The organism is Metabacillus indicus, from assembly GCF_046603695.1.
In the GTDB taxonomy this organism is placed as follows: domain Bacteria; phylum Bacillota; class Bacilli; order Bacillales; family Bacillaceae; genus Bacillus_P; species Bacillus_P indicus.
In genome coordinates this window covers 2878600-2898154 of the sequence record NZ_CP176757.1, presented here as the reverse complement: position 1 = coordinate 2898154, position 19555 = coordinate 2878600, and the positions used below count along the sequence as shown (strand labels likewise).

18 protein-coding genes and 1 other annotated feature are annotated in these 19555 nt (G+C 45.6%); all 18 genes read left to right on the top strand.

Translation table 11 applies throughout. The annotated features are described in order from the left end of the window. Positions 1-14: 14 nt before the first annotated feature. The 18 genes from ACK1LH_RS14930 (at position 15) to ACK1LH_RS14845 (ending at position 19518) form a co-directional block, all read left to right on the top strand. Positions 15-1154, top strand: a complete 1140-nt coding sequence (locus ACK1LH_RS14930) for a cysteine desulfurase family protein (RefSeq protein WP_029566758.1) — start codon at positions 15-17, stop codon at positions 1152-1154. 23 nt (positions 1155-1177) lie between these two features. Then, entirely contained in the window at positions 1178-2293 is a 1116-nt protein-coding gene (mnmA, locus tag ACK1LH_RS14925; RefSeq protein WP_029279457.1) for a tRNA 2-thiouridine(34) synthase MnmA, read from the top strand. Positions 2294-2362: 69 nt separating this feature from the next. Continuing rightward, on the top strand, positions 2363-3016 hold the full coding sequence (locus ACK1LH_RS14920; RefSeq protein WP_203288217.1) for a tetratricopeptide repeat protein: 654 nt from the start codon (positions 2363-2365) through the stop codon (positions 3014-3016). A 15-nt stretch (positions 3017-3031) separates the two neighbouring features. After that, a complete protein-coding gene (locus ACK1LH_RS14915; RefSeq protein ID WP_029279461.1) occupies positions 3032-5407 on the top strand; it encodes an ATP-dependent RecD-like DNA helicase in 2376 nt (791 codons plus the stop codon). A gap of 2 nt (positions 5408-5409) precedes the next feature. Beyond that, complete coding sequence (locus tag ACK1LH_RS14910; RefSeq protein WP_081414170.1) at positions 5410-5910, top strand: PRC-barrel domain-containing protein; 501 nt, start codon at positions 5410-5412, stop codon at positions 5908-5910. Between the two features lie 14 nt (positions 5911-5924). Further along, a complete protein-coding gene (locus ACK1LH_RS14905; protein WP_029279465.1) occupies positions 5925-6116 on the top strand; it encodes a hypothetical protein in 192 nt (63 codons plus the stop codon). A gap of 672 nt (positions 6117-6788) precedes the next feature. Next, entirely contained in the window at positions 6789-7850 is a 1062-nt protein-coding gene (locus tag ACK1LH_RS14900; RefSeq protein WP_411333490.1) for an AI-2E family transporter, read from the top strand. 45 nt (positions 7851-7895) lie between these two features. Continuing rightward, positions 7896-8104: a binding site (T-box leader), on the top strand. 68 nt (positions 8105-8172) lie between these two features. Further along, on the top strand, positions 8173-10806 hold the full coding sequence (gene alaS / locus ACK1LH_RS14895; protein WP_029566754.1) for an alanine--tRNA ligase: 2634 nt from the start codon (positions 8173-8175) through the stop codon (positions 10804-10806). Between the two features lie 111 nt (positions 10807-10917). Next, the gene (locus tag ACK1LH_RS14890) at positions 10918-11184 is read left to right on the top strand and encodes an IreB family regulatory phosphoprotein (protein WP_029279472.1); all 267 of its coding nucleotides are present in this window, start codon (positions 10918-10920) and stop codon (positions 11182-11184) included. Between the two features lies 1 nt (position 11185). Further along, entirely contained in the window at positions 11186-11602 is a 417-nt protein-coding gene (gene ruvX, locus ACK1LH_RS14885; protein ID WP_029279474.1) for a Holliday junction resolvase RuvX, read from the top strand. A 31-nt stretch (positions 11603-11633) separates the two neighbouring features. After that, a complete protein-coding gene (locus ACK1LH_RS14880; protein ID WP_029279476.1) occupies positions 11634-11921 on the top strand; it encodes a DUF1292 domain-containing protein in 288 nt (95 codons plus the stop codon). Between the two features lie 210 nt (positions 11922-12131). After that, positions 12132-13259, top strand: a complete 1128-nt coding sequence (mltG, locus tag ACK1LH_RS14875) for an endolytic transglycosylase MltG (protein WP_203288201.1) — start codon at positions 12132-12134, stop codon at positions 13257-13259. A 181-nt stretch (positions 13260-13440) separates the two neighbouring features. Continuing rightward, positions 13441-14103, top strand: a complete 663-nt coding sequence (locus ACK1LH_RS14870) for an O-methyltransferase (protein WP_203288199.1) — start codon at positions 13441-13443, stop codon at positions 14101-14103. Further along, entirely contained in the window at positions 14096-15025 is a 930-nt protein-coding gene (locus ACK1LH_RS14865) for a peptidase U32 family protein (protein ID WP_203288197.1), read from the top strand. Before ACK1LH_RS14870 ends, ACK1LH_RS14865 begins: the two co-directional genes overlap by 8 nt. 33 nt (positions 15026-15058) lie before the next feature. Beyond that, positions 15059-16327: a peptidase U32 family protein gene (locus tag ACK1LH_RS14860; protein WP_029279484.1), complete on the top strand. Its 1269-nt coding sequence runs from the start codon at positions 15059-15061 to the stop codon at positions 16325-16327. A 4-nt stretch (positions 16328-16331) separates the two neighbouring features. Beyond that, a complete protein-coding gene (gene udk / locus ACK1LH_RS14855; protein WP_029279486.1) occupies positions 16332-16967 on the top strand; it encodes a uridine kinase in 636 nt (211 codons plus the stop codon). 277 nt (positions 16968-17244) lie between these two features. Then, positions 17245-17718: a transcription elongation factor GreA gene (gene greA / locus ACK1LH_RS14850; protein WP_029279487.1), complete on the top strand. Its 474-nt coding sequence runs from the start codon at positions 17245-17247 to the stop codon at positions 17716-17718. 57 nt (positions 17719-17775) lie between these two features. Then, the gene (locus tag ACK1LH_RS14845; protein ID WP_411333487.1) at positions 17776-19518 is read left to right on the top strand and encodes a peptidoglycan D,D-transpeptidase FtsI family protein; all 1743 of its coding nucleotides are present in this window, start codon (positions 17776-17778) and stop codon (positions 19516-19518) included. Positions 19519-19555 lie beyond the last annotated feature (37 nt).

The following is a 19555-nucleotide window of genomic DNA, read 5'->3' as shown; positions in this document are numbered from 1 at the left end:
AAGGTGGGTTTACTGTGGATAGAATTTATTTGGATCATGCTGCAACATCACCCATGCATCCCGCTGTGATTGAGCAGATGGTTCCGCATATGCAGAATGTATTTGGAAATCCTTCAAGCATCCACGGTTTCGGGCGTGAAAGCAGAAGGCTGCTTGATGAAGCAAGATCGGTTATTGCGGCAAGTCTTCATGCCAGACCAAAAGAAATCATTTTCACAAGCGGCGGCACGGAAGCAGATAATATGGCAATCCTCGGTGCTGCATCAGCTTACCGCCATAAAGGGAACCATATTATTACAACACAGGTTGAGCATCATGCCGTTTTAAATACATGCAAGAACCTTGAGAAGCAGGGGTTTGAGGTTACCTATCTGCCTGTTGACACAGACGGCAGCATATCTGTCGAAGCACTGAAAAAAGCACTGAAGCCTGAAACCATCCTAGTGACGATCATGTACGGAAACAATGAGACAGGATCGGTTCAGCCGGTTCAGGAGATTGGCATGGCTTTAAAAAACCATCCTGCTCTTTTCCACACAGATGCTGTTCAGGCTTACGGTCTTCTTGACCTCGATGTGAAAGAGTGCGGAATTGATATGCTCTCTGCTTCCGGCCACAAAATCAACGGCCCGAAAGGCACGGGATTTCTGTACCTGAGGGAAGGAATATCCCTTAAACAGCAGTCTTACGGCGGTGAGCAGGAACTGAAAAGACGCGCAGGAACAGAAAATGTTCCAGGCATTTACGGACTAAAGGCAGCAGCTGAACTTGCTCTGAAAACAAAAGAGGAAAAAGCTGCCCAATATAGAGAGTTTAAAATGAAATTAATGGAAGTACTGAAGGAAGAAGAGGTTTCGTTTGAAGTGAACGGAACACTTGAAGGCAGTCTTCCTCATGTGCTGAACCTTTATTTCCCGGGAACAAATGTAGAGGCAATGCTTGTAAATATGGATCTTGCGGGTATCGCCGTTTCCAGCGGCTCTGCCTGCACAGCAGGATCCATTGAACCCTCTCATGTGCTGACTGCGATGTACGGCGATCATGAGCGGACGAAAGCATCGATCAGGTTCAGCTTCGGTTACGGGAATACGCTTGATCAAATCGAAAAAACGGCCCGCGTTACAGCAGGAATTGTGAAGCGGCTTACAGCTTAGAAGGAACTATGGAGGTGAAAAAGATGCAAAAAGCACCTAAAGACACACGTGTCGTTGTCGGGATGTCAGGCGGAGTTGATTCCTCCGTTGCGGCATTGCTTTTAAAACAACAGGGATACGATGTGATCGGCATCTTTATGAAAAACTGGGATGATACGGATGAAAACGGCGTCTGCACGGCAACTGAAGACTATGATGATGTCATTCAGGTCTGCAATCAGATCGGTATTCCGTATTATGCCGTCAATTTTGAAAAGCAATATTGGGACAAAGTATTTACCTATTTCCTCGATGAATACAAAGCGGGAAGAACGCCAAATCCTGATGTCATGTGCAACAAGGAAATCAAATTCAAAGCGTTTCTTGAGCATGCGATCTCTCTTGGAGCGGATTATCTTGCGACAGGCCATTACGCCCAGGTTGAATTCCGGGACGGCGAATATAAAATGCTGAGAGGCGCGGATGCAAACAAAGATCAAACGTATTTCCTCAATCAGCTATCGCAGGATCAGCTTTCCAAAGTGATGTTCCCGATCGGAAATATTCCAAAATCCAAAGTCCGCGAGATTGCAAAAGAAGCGGGCCTTGCGACAGCGTCCAAAAAAGACAGCACAGGAATCTGCTTTATCGGCGAACGGAACTTCAAGGAATTCCTGAGCGGATACCTTCCTGCACAGCCAGGCCTGATGCAGACTCTTTCAGGAGAGGTAAAAGGCAAGCATGACGGGCTGATGTACTATACAATCGGCCAGCGCCACGGCCTTGGAATCGGCGGAAGCGGAGATCCGTGGTTTGTCATCGGCAAAGACCTCGAAAAAAATGTTCTTTACGTTGATCAGGGCTTTGACAATGATCTGCTTTATTCTGATTCTCTGACTGCCACAAGCATCAGCTGGGTGTCGGGAAAGATGCCTGAGGGCACGGTTACATGCACGGCGAAATTCAGATACCGTCAGGAAGATCATGCCGTTCAAGTTAAAATGACGGATGCTGAAACAGCACAGGTTATCTTTGATAAGCCGGTAAGAGCCATTACACCAGGACAGGCGGTCGTTTTTTATAACGGAGACGAGTGTCTTGGCGGCGGAACCATAGACGAAGTGTTTAAAAAAGATGATAAAATCTGGTATGTCGGATAATGCAGACTTATGAAAACCTCAACAGCAACGGTTGAGGTTTTTCTTTTAAAGAGAAAGGAAGTGCCAAAGATGAGCGATAAAAACAAAATGGGCATTGAAGCGATGCAGGAAGGCGACTTTGAGAAAGCGGCAGGATTTTTTTCTGAAGCTATCGAAGAAAATCCGAATGATGCTGTTTGTTATGTGAATTTCGGAAACCTGCTTGCAGCTGTGGGAGAACCTGAAAAAGCGATTTCGTTTTTTGAAAAAGCCATTGGGCTTGATGAAGAGGCAACTACGGCTTATTACGGAGCAGGAAGTGTTTATTACGATCAGGAACGCTATGAGCAGGCGAAAAACATGTTCGTAAAAGCGATACAAAAAGGGATGGACAATTCAGATGTCTACTTCATGCTCGGAATGAGCTATGTGGTGACGGAACAGCCGCTGCCGGCGCTTCCTTATTTGCAGCGAGCAGCAGAATTAAATGAAGAAGATACAGAAGCACGTTTTCAATATGCCCTTTGTCTTGCCCAGCAGGATGCGCTCGATGAAGCAATCAAGCAATTTGGCATTGTCGCTGAGAAGGACCCTGAACATGCTGATGCTTTTTACAATCTTGGTGTCGGTTACGCTTTTAAGGAAAACCCTGAAAAAGCGCTCCAAATGCTTGAGCGCGCGCTTGAGATTCAGCCCGGTCACGCGATGGCTGCCAATCTGAAACAATTATTGCAAGAGATGTAGCGGGGAGGAGATCTTGTGCAGCAACAGGCGGATCTGTTTCAGGAACAGGAACGGTTTCTAAAAGGCAAAATCATCACGGTTATTTTTCAGAATGAGCAGAATCATTACACCGTCCTGAAGACGGAGGTTCTTGAAACGAGCGAAAACATTGATCAAAAAGAGATGACCGTGACAGGCTATTTTCCGCTTCTGCATGAAGATGAAACGTACACCTTCTTTGGGATGGTCACGCAGCATCCAAAATTCGGCCAGCAGTTTCAGGCAGAGCACTACAGAAAAGAGATACCTAAAACGAGAGACGGGGTCATCCAGTATCTCTCAAGTGATCTTTTCAAAGGTATTGGGAGAAAAACGGCCGAAGCCATTGTGGACGAGCTTGGAGAAGGAGCCATTTCAAAAATGATGGAGGATCCCTCCCTTCTTGATAAGGTCCCGAAACTTGGCAAAGACAAGGCGAAACTGCTGCTCGATCAGCTGAAGGAGCACCAGGGACTTGAACAGGCCATGATTATCCTGAACCAGCTCGGATTTGGCCCGCAGTTGTCCATGAAAATTTATCAGGCCTATCAGGACAGAACGGTACAGATCATCCAGGAGAACCCGTTTCAGCTCGTAAAGGATATTGAAGGCATCGGGTTTGTGCGGGCAGATGAACTGGGAAGCCGCATGGGGCTTGGGGGAAACCATCCAGAGCGAATCAAAGCAGCCTGCTTTTACACGATTGAGCACCTTTGCCTTCAGGAAGGCCATACATATGTTTCAACCGAACAGCTTATTGTAAAAGCAATGGATCTCCTGAATCAGTCCAGTGACATCAGAGTGATTGAAACAGATATTTCAGCACAGATTATTAAGCTGGCCGAAGACAGAGGCATCATCATTGAAGAGGACAGAACGTACTTGCCATCGCTCTATTTTGCGGAGCAGGGGCTTGTGAAAAGCATTCAACGGGTCCTTCTTCAAACGGAGTATGACAGTCTTTTTCCCGAGTCAGAGTTTCTCCTGTCACTTGGAAACCTGGAGGAACGGATGAACGTTCAGTATGCTTCCAGTCAGAAAGAGGCTATTCAGACAGCCTTGATGTCGCCGATGCTTCTTCTTACAGGAGGACCCGGAACAGGAAAAACGACCGTGATCAAGGGGATTGTCGAGCTGTATGCCGATCTGCACGGGTGTTCTCTTGACCCAAAGGATTATAAAAAAGAAGAGCCTTTTCCGATTTCATTGGTGGCGCCTACCGGACGTGCTGCAAAGCGGATGACAGAAGCGACGGGACTGCCTGCCGTCACGATTCACAGGCTGCTGAAATGGAACGGGGCAGAAGGCTTTGACCACGGCGAAGACAATCCGATCGGGGCCAAGCTCCTGATTGTCGATGAAATGTCCATGGTGGATACCTGGATTGCCCATCAGCTTTTTAAAGCCCTGCCTGAACAGATTCAGGTGATTATGGTAGGGGATGAAGATCAGCTGCCTTCTGTTGGACCCGGCCAGGTTTTGCGTGATCTGCTTGAGTCGGATGCCGTTCCTGTCGTGCGACTGACGGATATTTACAGACAGGCAGAAGGATCATCCATTATTGAGCTTGCCCATGATATTAAAAAAGGGAGGCTTCCTGAAAACCTTGCCGCCCCGACGAAAGACCGTTCTTTTATCAGGTGCAGCGGCACGCAGGTAAAAGAAGTGGTGGAAAAGGTTATTGCGAATGCTATTAAGAAAGGGTATACCGCACGCGATGTGCAGGTTCTTGCTCCTATGTACAGGGGTCCTGCAGGCATAGACCAGCTGAACGTGATGCTGCAGGAGCTGTTCAATCCGAAATCCTCCGGCAAGCGTGAAATGAAGTTTGGAGAAACGGTGTACCGTTCAGGCGATAAAGTGCTTCAGCTCGTCAATCAGCCTGAAAGCAATGTGTACAACGGGGATATCGGGGAGATTGTCTCCATCTTTTATGCGAAGGAAAACACAGAAAAAGAAGATATGATCGTCATTTCCTTTGACGGTAATGAAGTGACGTATACAAAATCAGATTTTACTCAGTTTACTCACGCGTTCTGCTGCTCCATCCATAAATCCCAGGGCAGCGAATTTCCTATTGTGGTTGTGCCGGTTGTGAAGAGCTACTACCGGATGCTAAGGCGGAACCTTATTTATACGGCCATCACCCGAAGTAAGCAGTTTCTGATTCTTTGCGGAGAGCAGGATGCGCTTCTCAGGGGTATCGAAAACCGCGATCATCTGAGCCGGCAGACGTCCCTTCGCATGAAGCTGTCGCAAAAGCAGGAAGAAAAACAGGAGCTCGAGTCAGAGCTTCCATTCGGCGCGGCAGATGCCATGATCGGAATGGAAGGCATTACCCCGTATGACTTTATGGAAGACAGCAGAATCTAAGAGTGTTCGGAAAGGGGGAGTTTCTCCTGCGGACATTCACAGAGCTCAGAGGCCTTCCTGTAGTCGATCTGGAAGACGGGTATATAGCAGGGTATGTATGTGATGCATGTCTTGATAAAAACGGCCGTTTCACCGGACTTTTGCTGCATGAAAAAGGCTTTTTTAAAAAAGGGCGCATCGTACCGAGTGAATCGATTTGCACCATCGGCAAGGACGGAATCATGATGAAAGGAAGAAGCACGCTGAAATCGCTGTCTGAATTCAGAGAAGCTTATTTCCTGACATCACGCCGCCGAATCCAATACAAAGAGGTTTTTTCTGCAGAGGGCGAGAAGCTTGGTCTTCTCGCAGATGTATATTTTTCTGAACATTTGGGCACCATTGTAGCATATGAACTGACGGACGGATTCTTTGCAGACATGATGGAGGGAAAGAAGAAACTTGATCCTCCGGGGACTTTAACGATCAGCAAAGATGCAATCGTCATGGATTTTATTCATTAGCGAGGTGCACCAAATTGTTGAAATGCCCGAATTGCAAAAGCAAAGATATAGGCAAAATCGGCGTAAACCAGTATTACTGCTGGGGATGCTTCATAGAGCTGTCTGTATCTAAAGGACAGATTTTCACCCACCAGGTGGAAGAGGACGGTTCGCTCAGTTCTCTTGATGATCTTTTCTCAGATGATGACCGAACAATCAGCATGTAAACGCAGCAAGGGGGAAATGAGTATGAACCGGCGAATGACCTCAATGCTTACAGATTTACTTGGCCGTGTTTCCGTCTCAAAGCGGGACATGAAAAAAATGAAAAAACGCATCAAGAAACTATTCTGATGCGCGCATGATGAAAAGCAGTCAGGGGACCTGGCTGCTTTTTAGTTTGGGTACAGGGGATGCAATCGTATTAGTAGGAGCTGCGGGAGTAAAAGTTGCCAAGAAGCGAGAATGCCTTCTTATAAAAAGGTGCAGCGGGAATACAGGGTAGTAAAAAGCGAAGATGCCTCCTTATAAAAAGGAACTTCGGAAATAAGGGGCAGCAAAAAGGAAAAATGCTGCCCTATAAAAAGAAGCTTCGTAAATATGGGGCAGCAAAAAGCGAAAATGCATCCATATAAAATGAAGTTGCGGAAATATAGGGGAGCAAAAAGAAAATTGTATACCTATAAAAAGGAACTTCGTAAGTATAGGATATCCAGTGGAGCGAAAGGGAACGGGTACGAGTACGAGCTCCCATCCCTCCCAGCGGTAATCTTGTGACTGTAGTCCAAGAGAACGGGTATAATCAAACGGCCATAATACAATAAGCACTCATTCTTCTTTCCCGCCCATGAATAATTCCCCCCTCCATCACCAAACTAAAGACGAGGAGGGGATGCAACTTGAGAGAACGATATGTCAAATGGCTGCTTAGAATCGCGATATTCCTTCTGATCCTGCTTTCTGTTTTCATTTTTTTAAAGCTGAGAGTTTTATGGGATCCTTTTTTTATGATGTTCAAGGCCGTTCTGATCCCTTTTTTAATTGCAGGCTTTATTACATACTTGCTGCATCCGGTCATTGAAAAGCTCCACTCTACAGGTGTTCCGCGGACACTTTCCATCCTGATCATCTACACCCTGTTCTTTGGCGGTGTCGGCTACGGCCTCTATAAAGGCATTCCGGTGATGATTATTCAGCTGAAGGAATTATCGGCCAGTTTCCCTGTGCTTGAACAAAAATACCAGGGCTGGCTTGAGATGGTTCACACCCAGACGGACCGGTTCCCTGATGAAATACACACAAGGATTGAAGAGGGATTTCAGAATATTGAAGCCTGGTTTTCCTACTGGATTGATAAAATTTTGAGCAGTCTGGGCAAGGCTGTTGATTACGTCCTGGTTCTCGCGCTGATTCCCTTTCTGGTTTTTTATATGCTGAAGGATTATGAGCAGCTGAAAAAAGCTGCCTGGTATTTGACTCCTAAAAGATGGAGGGCGGAGGCTTCCGTATTTGTCAGAGATGTGGATCAGTCGCTTGGAAGCTATATAAGAGGACAGCTGCTCGTCTGTGTGATTATTGGACTTCTTGCGTTTGTTTCTCTTTGGTTTTTTGATATTAAGTATCCGCTCGTTATCGGAATTCTGATTGGTGTTACGAATGTCATCCCGTATTTTGGGCCTGTCATCGGAGCCATTCCGGCTGTCATTATTGCTGCATCGATGTCTGTAAACACCGTCTTGATTGTTGCGGCCATTATTTTCACGCTGCAGTTTATTGAAGGGAACATTCTCGGTCCGCTGATCGTCGGGAGAAGCCTTCACATGCATCCGATTGTGATTATGCTTGCTTTGCTTGCCGGCGGTGAAATAGCCGGCATCGTCGGGCTGATTTTGGCTGTTCCCGTGCTTGCGGTGCTGAAAGTCACACTCATGCATCTCATGCAGCTGAGAAGACAGCATTGACAATGGGTTGGCGTTAAACTATAATTCAGCGTATAAAGCGCAAATAGGAAAACGATGAAGGAACGAGTATGTTTCAGACCATCTGACAAGAGAGGGGCTTGTACGCTGAGAGAGCTCTGAGATGAAGGGAAACAGAAGGCTATTCCGGAGTGCAGGCAAACCCTGCCGGTGAAACCACGTTACGGTTTTAATGAAGTGATGGACTATTATGTCTATAATCAGGGTGGTACCGCGAGCAATCTCTCGTCCCTGTGAAAATCAAGCGTGATTTTCACAGAGGCGGGAGTTTTTTATTTGCAGACATTTAAAAGGAGGAACAAAGATGAAAACACTAACCTCAGCGCAAGTACGCCAAATGTTCTTGGACTTCTTTAAAGAAAAAGGGCATGCAGTGGAACCAAGTGCATCTCTCGTGCCGCATGAAGATCCGTCTCTTTTATGGATCAACAGCGGGGTTGCTACATTAAAAAAATACTTTGATGGCCGGGTGATTCCTGCAAATCCGAGAATTTGCAACGCCCAGAAATCAATCCGCACAAATGACATTGAAAACGTCGGAAAAACGGCTCGTCATCATACGTTTTTTGAAATGCTCGGCAACTTTTCCATCGGCGACTACTTCAAAGTAGAGGCGATTGAATGGGCTTGGGAATTTCTTACGGACAAGAACTGGATCGGTTTTGACCCTGAGAAGCTTTCGGTTACAATTCATCCGGAAGATGATGAAGCGTTCCTGATCTGGAAAGACAAAATCGGTGTTCCGGAAGAGCGTATTATCCGCTTGGAGGGCAACTTCTGGGATATCGGAGAAGGCCCGAGCGGACCGAATACAGAGATTTTCTACGATAGAGGAGAATCATACGGAAATGACCCGCAGGACCCTGAGCTTTATCCTGGCGGTGAAAATGAGCGCTATCTTGAAGTGTGGAACCTGGTGTTCTCTGAGTTCAACCATAATTCAGACGGAACGTATACTCCGCTGCCTAAGAAAAACATTGATACAGGCATGGGCCTTGAGCGGATGGTTTCGGTCATTCAGGATGTGCCGACTAACTTCGATACAGATCTGTTCATGCCGATCATTGGTGCAACAGAAAACGCATCTGGCGAAAAATACCGCGTGGATGCTGAGAAAGATGAAGCCTTCAAAGTGATTGCCGATCATATCCGGACAGTGACATTCGCAGTCGGTGACGGAGCGCTTCCTTCTAACGAAGGCCGCGGCTATGTACTTAGACGCCTTCTCCGCCGTGCTGTGAGGTATGCTAAAAAGCTCTCCATCAACCGCCCGTTCATGTATGAACTCGTTCCGGTTGTCGGAGAAATTATGGTTGATTTTTATCCGGAAGTGCAGGCGAAAACAGAATTTATCCAAAAGGTGATCAAAAACGAAGAAGAACGTTTCCATGAAACACTGAATGACGGCCTGGCAATTCTATCAGAAGTGGTCAAAGTCCAAAAAGCTAAAGGCAGCTCAGTCATTCCTGGTGCGGATGTATTCCGTCTCTACGATACGTACGGATTCCCTGTTGAATTAACAGAGGAATATGCACAGGAAGAGCAGATGGAAATCGACCATGAAGGCTTCAAAAGAGAGATGGAAGGCCAGCGCGAGCGGGCACGTGCTGCAAGGCAGGATGTTGATTCCATGCAGGTTCAGGGCGGAGTGCTCGGAGAAATTAAAGCAGACAGCACGTTTGTCGGCTACAGCAGCCTTACAGCAAAAGCTTCTGTTTCCGTTCTTTTGAAAAACGGCGAGATCATCAGTGAAGCGCATGAAGGAGAAGAAGTTCAGCTGATTCTGAATGAAACGCCGTTTTATGCAGAGAGCGGCGGACAGATTGCAGATGAGGGCACAATTGAAAGTGAAGCTGTTAAGCTTCAGGTCAAGCATGTCCAAAAAGCTCCAAACGGCCAGAACCTTCATACGGCCATTGTTGTTAGCGGGACAGTGAAAACAAATGACGAGGTAACAGCTTCTGTTGATGAAAAAACACGCAGTGCCGTTATTAAAAATCATACAGCGACACATCTTTTGCACCAGGCTCTTAAAGATGTCCTTGGAGGACATGTCAATCAGGCAGGCTCTCTTGTAACAGGAGAAAGACTCCGCTTTGACTTCTCTCATTTCGGTCAGGTGCAGCCTGAGGAACTTGAGCAAATTGAACAGATCGTCAATGAACAGATCTGGAAAAGCATCGGAGTGAATATTGAGCTTAAGCCGATTGCTGAAGCGAAAGAAATGGGTGCAATGGCTCTGTTCGGCGAGAAATACGGAGATATTGTCCGTGTCGTTCAAGTCGGCGATTACAGCCTTGAGCTTTGCGGAGGCTGCCATGTTGACAATACAGCGTCCATCGGCATGTTTAAACTTGTGGCTGAATCAGGAATTGGCGCCGGAACCCGAAGAATTGAAGCTGTAACAGGACAAGGCGCATACCAGCTTGTTAAAGATCAGCTTTCTATCCTTTCAGACGTTGCAGGTAAACTTAAATCAAGCCCGAAAGATGCTGCAAACCGTGTTGACGCCCTGCTTTTAGAAGTTCGTTCTCTTCAAAGGGAGAATGAATCATTGACAGCAAAACTGGGTAACGTAGAAGCTGGAAGCTTACTGAGCCAGGCTGCGGAAATTGACGGAGTCACTCTGCTTGCAAGCAAGGTAAGTGCAAAAGACATGAACAGCCTGCGTTCTATGGTGGATGAGCTGAAGCAGAAACTTGGATCAGCGGTTGTCATTCTGGGTGCGGCCCATGACGGGAAAGTCAGTCTTGCAGCTGGTGTTACAGGCGATTTAGTCAAGAAAGGCTATCATTCCGGCAAACTGATCAAAGAAGTAGCGGCACGCTGCGGCGGAAGCGGCGGCGGACGTCCGGATATGGCTCAGGCAGGCGGAAAAGAACCTGAAAAGCTTGAAAGCGCTCTGGAATATGCTTCAGAATGGATGAAAACTGTCTGATTTTTCTTCCTGCAAGGGAAATCCGTTTTATAATTTCCATACTTAGTGTAGAATGGTAATAAGAATGGACAAGCAGATTCAAACAGCGAATCTGGGAAAGAGGTGCGTGTGATGAGTTCCTTTGACAAAACAATGAAGTTTAATTTTTCTGAGGAAGCAGTGGAGACGAACGTAAATGAAGTGCTGTTCACTGTTTATGATGCCTTAAAGGAAAAAGGGTATAACCCGATCAATCAGATCGTCGGCTACCTTCTCTCCGGAGATCCTGCTTATATCCCGCGGCATCGCGATGCAAGAAATTTAATCCGCAAGCTTGAGCGCGACGAACTCATTGAGGAATTGGTCAAATCGTACTTACACCATCATAGAGAGGATTAATATGCGAATTATCGGGCTTGACTATGGCTCCAAAACAATCGGAGTCGCTGTCAGCGATGAACTTGGCTGGACAGCACAGGGAATCGAGACAATCAAGATTGATGAAACAGCAGGGAATTTTGGACTTCCCAGGCTGACTCAGATTGTAAATGAGCATCATGCAGAGAAATTTGTCCTCGGTTTTCCAAAGAACATGAATGGAACGGTCGGACCAAGGGGAGAAGCAAGCCAGAGGTTTGCATCAAAGCTTGAGAAAACCTTCGGCATCCCGGTCATCCTCTGGGATGAACGATTATCCACGATGGCTGCAGAACGTGTTCTGCTCTCAGCGGATGTCAGCAGAAAAAAGAGAAAAAAGGTAATTGATAAAATGGCTGCCGTCATGATCCTTCAGGGCTATCTTGACAGCCTGAACTAACAGGCAGCAAACTATAGATGAGGTGACTTACATGGAACACGGAGAAAAACAAATTACAGTAGTAGACGAAAACGGCAACGAGCAGCTTTGCGAAATTCTTTTCACTTTCGCTTCGGAGGAGTTCGGAAAGTCTTACGTTCTTTACTATCCGCTTGGCGAACAGGATGACGAGGAAGAAATCGAAATTCATGCATCCAGCTTCGAGCCTACTGCAGACGGCGTTGACGGGGAACTTGCTCCGATCGAAACAGAAGAAGAGTGGGATCTTGTAGAAGAAATGCTGAATACATTTCTTGACAACGAAGAGGAAGAAAACTAAATCGTCAGATAAAAAGTAAACCGTCATTTGACGGTTTATTTTTTTTGCTTTTTAAACCGTATTAAGGGAACACTCTTGACAAAGAAGAACTTGAAATTCTCTGTTTGTGCGGGATGGAACAGGCGCTCCCGTAAAAATGTGGTGGAATTTGGCGAAAAAATGGTCATTATGTAGTATAATCATGATGATGAAAGGGGGAGCTCGTCCATAATGTCAGAGGGAGATTCGAACAAACATACATTGCAGCACAAACTCCTGGAAAAACAGCAGGAAGCAAGAGTCATCCGGAAGATTGTCCTGATTGTTGTCGCTGTGCTGCTTATAGCTATGACAGGGCTGATCGGCGGAGGCTATTTATATATCAAATCCGCGCTGGAGCCGGCTGATGAAACAGATAAAAAAGCAGTGAATGTAACGATACCTATAGGTTCATCTGTCTCATCCATTGCGGCTATTCTGGAAGAAGAAAAGATTATTAAAGATAAACGGGTTTTCAAATACTATGTGAAATTTAAAAACGAATCAGGTTTTCAGGCGGGTGACTATAAACTTACCCCATCGATGGAACTTGAAGACATTATCGCAAGCCTCAAATCAGGCCGGGTCATAACAGATGTTGTGTTTCAGATTCCCGTACCTGAAGGCATTCAGCTTACACAAATTGCAGCACAGGTTGCCAAGCATTCCGGCTACCCTGAAAAAGAAGTGCTGAACAGAATGAACAGCAAAGAATTTATTTCGGCTATGCAGAAAAAATACCCGGAAACCGTGACAAAAGAAATCTACGGCCAGGATATTAAGTACCCGCTTGAAGGCTATTTTTATCCTGCAACTTATCCGTTTTATGAGGAAAAGCCTCCGCTTGATCTGATTTTAGAGGAAATGATCAAGAAAACAGATGAAGTGGTCAAGCCTTATGCAGACCAGCTGGAAGAAAAAAACATGCCGGTTCACAGATTTTTGACGATGGCATCTCTCATCGAAGAAGAAGCAACACAGTCAGCTGACAGGCAAAAGATTTCAAGTGTTTTTTATAACCGCATCAGCAAAAAAATGCCGCTTCAGACCGATCCTACCGTTCTTTATGCACTTGGAGAGCACAAAGACCGCGTGTATTACAAAGATCTAGAAGTAGAATCAGCCTATAATACGTACAAAGTACAGGGCCTTCCGCCGGGACCGATTGCAAATCCGGGAAGCCAGTCGCTTAAGGCGGCAATTGAGCCTGCCAAGACGGACTATCTCTACTTCCTCGCAACGAAAAAAGGCGAAGTGATTTTCACAAAAACACTTGCAGAACATAACAAAGCAAAAGCTGAACACATCACGAATAAATAAGAAACAGGGGAAGGCGAAAAAATTCGCATTCCCTTTTCTATTGTGGTAAAATATATCGAGTTGCAAAGACAGAGATAAACAAAACGATAAATACAGCCAAGAGTTCTTCGGTAGAACTCTTATTTTCATGAGATAAGATAGACCTGAACGCCCGCCAGTGCGGCGTTTAAAGGAGAAGACAATGGAAAACGATACAATTTTAACATATATAGAAAGCCTTCTTCCCGAGCAGGATGAATCCATCAGAAAGATGGAGGAATATGCAGAACAAAACGTCGTTCCGATTATGGAAAAGACAGGGATCGAAGTTCTGATCAGTCTCCTTGTGCTGAAACAGCCAAGAAAAATACTGGAAATCGGCACAGCCATCGGCTACTCTGCCATCCGCATGTGCAGAGCGCTGCCGCAAGCGGAGATTGTGACGGCTGAGCGAAATGCAGAACGCTACAAACAGGCATCCCAGAATATCACGGAGAACGGACTCAGTGACAGAATAACCGCTCTCCACGGCGACGCCCTCCAGCTGAAAGAGCAGATTGAAGAAAAAGGACCGTATGACGTGATTTTCATTGATGCCGCTAAGGGGCAGTATATGAGATTTTTTGAAATGTATGAGCCGATGCTCTCTGAAGGCGGCTGCATCATAACGGACAACGTCCTGTTTAAAGGACTTGTTGCGAATGAAGAGGAGGACATGTCGTTTCACCGGAGACGGCGTGCGCTGCTCAGGAAAATCCGCAGCTATAATGAATGGCTGATGTCAAATCCTTCCTATCACACAGCGATTTTTCCTGTCGGAGACGGAATGGCCGTAAGTATAAAACGAGGTGAACAAGATGAATAAACCGGAATTAATTGTCACACCAACCAAGATGGAAGATATAATCCCCCTTGCAGATGCAGGAGCCACTGCTTTTGTTCTCGGAGAACAGCGCTTCGGGCTCAGACTTGCAGGTGAGTTCAACCGTGACCAAATGAGAGAGGCGACCGCCATTGCCCACTCGAAAAATGTAAAAGTGTACGCCGCTATGAATGCGATTTTTCATAACGAAAAGGTAGAAGAGCTTTATGACTATCTTCGTTTTCTGAAAGAAATCAACGTGGATGCTGTTTTATTTGGAGATCCAGCCGTTCTCATGGCGGCAAGAGAAGCTGCTCCTGAGCTTCCTCTTCACTGGAATACGGAAACGACGGCTACAAACTGGTATACATGCAATTATTGGGGAAGAAAAGGCGCAAAACGGGCAGTTCTTGCACGTGAGTTAAGCATGGAAACGATTATCGACACGAAAGAACAGGCAGAAGTGGAAATTGAAGTTCAGGTCCACGGAATGACATGCATGTTCCAGTCCAAACGCTCCCTCATCGGAAACTACTTCGAATACCAGGGAAAAGCAATGAAAATCGAAAACATCCAAAGCGAAAAAGCGATGTTCCTGCACGACAAAGAACGCAGCAACAAATATCCGATTTATGAGGATGAAAACGGCACGCACATCATGAGCCCGAACGATATGTGCATCATAGATGAGCTCTCTGACATGGTTGATGCCGGCATTGACTCATTCAAAATTGACGGTGTCCTTCAAACGTCTGAGTATTTGATTGAGGTAACCAAAAAATATCGCAAGGCAATCGATCTCTGCGTGGAAGACCGCGATGAGTATGAAAATGTAAAAGATGATCTTCTTTCAGAAATTGAAGACATTCAGCCTGAAAACCGACCGCTCGATACAGGATTTTTCTTTAAAGAAACCGTTTATTAATAGAAGCTTGCAAGAAACAAGGAGGAATAAATGATGGTGACTGCTGCAGATAACATTTCACAAATCATAGACGGCAAACGCGTCATTGTGAAAAAACCGGAATTGCTTGCACCGGCAGGCAATCTCGAAAAATTGAAAATTGCCGTTCACTACGGCGCAGACGCCGTTTTTATCGGCGGAAAAGAATTCGGCCTCCGTTCTAATGCAGATAATTTCTCATTGGAAGAAATGGCTGAAGGAGTGCAGTTTGCAAACAAATACGGTGCAAGAATTTATGTTACGACCAACATTTTTGCCCATAACGAAAACATGGACGGGCTTGAAGAGTACCTTATGGGCCTTCAGGAAGCAGGCGTTTCAGGCATTATCGTGGCTGATCCGATGATTATCGAAACATGCCGCAGAGTAGCTCCGAAACTTGAAGTGCATCTAAGCACACAGCAGTCTCTCTCGAACTGGAAAGCTGTTCAGTTCTGGAAAGAAGAGGGACTTGAGCGAGTTGTGCTTGCGCGTGAAACAAGCGCTGAAGAAATAAAAGAAATGAAAGAAAAAGTTGATATTGAGATTGAAACCTTTATCCACGGAGCGATGTGCATCGCGTATTCAGGACGCTGCGTACTGAGCAATCATATGACTGCGCGTGATTCAAACCGCGGGGGATGCTGTCAGTCATGCCGCTGGGACTACGATCTTTACAAGCTCTCAGGTAATGGTGAAGAAGCTTTGTTCGACCAGGATGACGCTGCGTTTGCCATGAGTCCGAAAGACTTAAATTTGATCCAGTCGATTCCGAAAATGATCGAGCTTGGAATTGACAGCCTGAAAATTGAAGGCCGCATGAAGTCCATTCACTATGTTGCAACGGTTGTCAGTGTTTACCGCAAGGTCATCGATGCCTATTGCGCTGATCCTGAAAACTTTGTTATCCAAAAAGAATGGCTTGATGAGCTTGATAAGTGTGCAAACCGCGACACAGCTCCTGCTTTCTTTGAAGGTGTTCCAGGAACAGAGGAGCAAATGTTCGGCATTCACGGCAAGAAAACAACGTTTGACTTCGTTGGGCTTGTTCTTGATTACAATGAAGAGACTGGAATGGTTACACTGCAGCAGCGCAACTATTTCAAGCCGGGAGACGAAGTTGAATTCTTTGGCCCTGAAATGGAAAACTTCACGCAAAAAATTGAGCAGCTGTGGGATGAAGACGGAAATGTTCTTGATGCAGCCCGCCACCCTCTGCAAATTGTGACGTTTAAAGCAGACCGAAAAGTCTTCCCAAATAACATGATGCGGAAGGGGAAGTGAACCGATGGGGAAAAAGCCCATTGTCATTGGGGTAGCCGGGGGCTCAGGCTCCGGAAAAACCAGTGTGACAAAGTCTATTTATGATTACTTTAAAGGCCATTCCATCTTAATGCTGGAGCAGGACTTTTATTATAAAGATCAAAGTCATCTTCCGTTTGAGGAGAGGCTGAATACAAACTATGATCACCCGCTTGCTTTTGACAACACGCTTTTGATTGAGCATATTAAACAGCTTTTAAATTACGAAGCCATCAACAAGCCTGTCTATGACTACAAGCTTCACACCCGCTCTGAAGATGTCCTGCTCGTTGAGCCTAAAGACGTTATTATTCTTGAAGGCATTCTCGTTCTTGAGGACGAGAGACTGCGAAATTTGATGGATATTAAGCTGTACGTTGATACAGATGCAGATATCAGGATTATCAGACGCATGCTTCGTGATATAAAAGAGCGCGGAAGAACGATTGACTCTGTCATCGAGCAGTATGTTTCCGTTGTCCGTCCAATGCATAACCAGTTCATTGAGCCGACAAAGCGCTATGCGGATATTATCATACCTGAAGGCGGCCAGAACCATGTGGCCATCGACCTTATGGTTACAAAGATTCAAACAATTCTTGAACTAAACGCAATTTTGTAATAACATAGCATAGATAAAGAGTACTGTGACCATATTATGTATAGGCTGTTAAAGTTTCTCACAGCTTTTATGAACCGGATTTAAAATTCTTATGTTCAGAAAGCTTCATCGGGAAAAGTACGATGTCTTAAAAGCAAGCCCAGGGCTTGCTTTTAAGCTACATAAAGCAAATAATATGCATAAACCGGGCGGGAGCAGATCTAGCTCCTCCGTTATCACAGTGCAGTCTTACATACCAATTGATTTTGGGGGCAGTTATACTAGAAGGAGTGAGATCATGGCACAAGAGAAAGTATTTCCTATGACACTTGAAGGTAAAGAAAAGCTCGAGCAGGAACTTGAATACTTAAAATCGGTCAAACGTAAAGAAGTAGTAGAAAGAATCAAGATTGCACGCAGCTTCGGAGACCTGTCTGAGAATTCGGAATATGATTCAGCCAAAGAAGAACAGGCTTTTGTTGAAGGACGCGTTACAACACTTGAGAATATGATCCGCAATGCTAAAATCATTGTGGATGATGCTAATTCAAATGTTGTCACTCTCGGCAAAACCATTTCATTTATTGAACTTCCAAACGGCGATGAAGAAACATATACAATCGTCGGAAGCGCTGAGGCAGATCCATTTGAAGGCAAAATCTCTAATGATTCCCCAATCGCAAAGAGCCTCATGGGCCGTCAGGTTGGAGATGAAGTAAACGTGCAGACTCCGGGCGGAGAAATGCAAGTAAGAATCACAAACGTTAAGTAAGAAGGTTTAATAAGAAAACACCTCGTCGACACTAGTCAAAGGCGAGGTGTTTTTTTGATGATAATGAAGAAGAGAATGAAATGGACGGGCGCTTTTATTTTTATATGCATGCTTGTGCTGATTGCAAGACTTGCAGACATCCAGCTTATAAACACAGAGTCCTTTGGGGGAGAAAATGTCAATTTAATTGAAGAGAGTGTCGGACAGAGAACGCAGGAAGTCATGATCGACGACGGCCGCGGCCGGTTTGTGGACAGAAATCTCCTTCCTGTCGGAAATTTTCAGGAACCCAAACTCGTATTGTTCCCGTTTTTGAAAAACATTGAGTGGCCGAAAGAAAAACTGGCGCAGATAACCGGATACTCTGCATACAACCTGGAAAACATGCTTGAGGATGCTGACAAACCGCTGATCATGGGTTCTGCAGAGGGCATAACCTTGACTGAGTCCCAAATGGATACGATCAATGACCTTGAGATCCCTGGGGTTTTCGCCATTTACCAGCAGGCAAAAAAGAAGGATGAAGCAGCAAACCATATTATCGGCATCACGGGAGAAAGTCCGGATGTACTGAGAGAACGCTACCCTGATAAGAAGGAGCTATCCTCCAAAACGCAGGTCGGCTTTACCGGGCTTGAAAAAGCTTTTGATGAATTTTTACTTCCGGATGCAGAAACAAAGCTTTTATACCATGTGGACGGCGATGGAAATCCGCTCTTTGGCATCAACGTCAAGTATATTGCAAACGCAAATCCTTTTTATCCTGTAAGCGTCAAAACAACCATTGACAGCAGGATACAGAAAATGGCGGATGCGATCGTCACGAAATACGGCATTAAAAAAGGGGGACTTGTGCTCCTGGACGCTGAAACGAGTGAAGTGCTGGCGATGGTAAGCAAACCGGCGCTTGAAAGGTCTGACTCCGGTTCACACACCAACCATATGCTGACTCCGCAAATTCCCGGTTCCGTTTTTAAAACGGTCATCGCCGCTGCTGCGATTGAAAGCGGGCTGAAGCTGAAAAATTCGTATAATTGCCAGCTGGATATGTATGGTGAACATGACGATGATTCTGATATGGGAATCCTCAACTTTGAACGCAGTTTTGCAAGAAGCTGCAACTACACGTTTACAACGACAGCTGATGAATTGATTAAAAAAGACAAAAAGACCATTGAGGAATTTGCAGGGAAATTAGGCCTGACTGAAAAAAATGGCTGGAGCGGAAATGTGTTTCATTATAACCAGTTCAGGCAGTTTCCTGAAGAGAAGTCTCCTTCCATTTGGGATGACCCGCGAGATAAAGGAGCGTTTCGTGCTGTGGCACAGACGGCAATCGGGCAGAAAAATGTCCGCGTAACCCCGCTTGCTGCAGCGAACATGATGGCGACAATTGCGCGCGGAGGAGAAAAAAAGCAGGTGAAGATTGCTGACAGCATTCTTTATAAAAACGGGACAACCATGTTTGCATTTCCGGATCAGGATATGGAAGGTGATGGGATCTCTCCTTACACAGCCTCCAAGCTGCAGCATCTGCTCAGGCTGGTTGTAACAGATAAGGACGGAACCGGCAGAAGATTTCAGTCGCTGCCATTTGAAGTTTCAGGGAAGTCAGGCACGGCTGAAACAGGACACGACACTGTCCATAAATGGTTCGCAGGCTATTTTCCTTCAAACAATCCCAAATATGCCCTTGCAGTTGTTGAACTGGATACTCAAAGTGAAACATCCTCGGCCAACAGCATCTTTTATGATGTCGCAGCTGAATTATCCCGATTAGAAAATGCTTCTACTAGATAGAAACGCAATCTAATGATAGAATAAGACAGAATGTTAG

What these genes read in the sequence shown, in the direction of transcription:
- udk (WP_029279486.1), top strand. Translation starts at nt 16,332, where the DNA reads ATGGGGAAAAAGCCCATTGTCATTGGGGTAGCCGGGGGCTCAGGCTCC.
- alaS (WP_029566754.1), top strand. Translation starts at nt 8,173, where the DNA reads ATGAAAACACTAACCTCAGCGCAAGTACGCCAAATGTTCTTGGACTTC.
- ACK1LH_RS14920 (WP_203288217.1), top strand. Translation starts at nt 2,363, where the DNA reads ATGAGCGATAAAAACAAAATGGGCATTGAAGCGATGCAGGAAGGCGAC.
- mnmA (WP_029279457.1), top strand. Translation starts at nt 1,178, where the DNA reads ATGCAAAAAGCACCTAAAGACACACGTGTCGTTGTCGGGATGTCAGGC.
- mltG (WP_203288201.1), top strand. Translation starts at nt 12,132, where the DNA reads ATGTCAGAGGGAGATTCGAACAAACATACATTGCAGCACAAACTCCTG.
- ACK1LH_RS14870 (WP_203288199.1), top strand. Translation starts at nt 13,441, where the DNA reads ATGGAAAACGATACAATTTTAACATATATAGAAAGCCTTCTTCCCGAG.
- ACK1LH_RS14845 (WP_411333487.1), top strand. Translation starts at nt 17,776, where the DNA reads ATGATAATGAAGAAGAGAATGAAATGGACGGGCGCTTTTATTTTTATA.
- ruvX (WP_029279474.1), top strand. Translation starts at nt 11,186, where the DNA reads ATGCGAATTATCGGGCTTGACTATGGCTCCAAAACAATCGGAGTCGCT.
- ACK1LH_RS14890 (WP_029279472.1), top strand. Translation starts at nt 10,918, where the DNA reads ATGAGTTCCTTTGACAAAACAATGAAGTTTAATTTTTCTGAGGAAGCA.
- ACK1LH_RS14860 (WP_029279484.1), top strand. Translation starts at nt 15,059, where the DNA reads ATGGTGACTGCTGCAGATAACATTTCACAAATCATAGACGGCAAACGC.
- ACK1LH_RS14880 (WP_029279476.1), top strand. Translation starts at nt 11,634, where the DNA reads ATGGAACACGGAGAAAAACAAATTACAGTAGTAGACGAAAACGGCAAC.
- greA (WP_029279487.1), top strand. Translation starts at nt 17,245, where the DNA reads ATGGCACAAGAGAAAGTATTTCCTATGACACTTGAAGGTAAAGAAAAG.
- ACK1LH_RS14865 (WP_203288197.1), top strand. Translation starts at nt 14,096, where the DNA reads ATGAATAAACCGGAATTAATTGTCACACCAACCAAGATGGAAGATATA.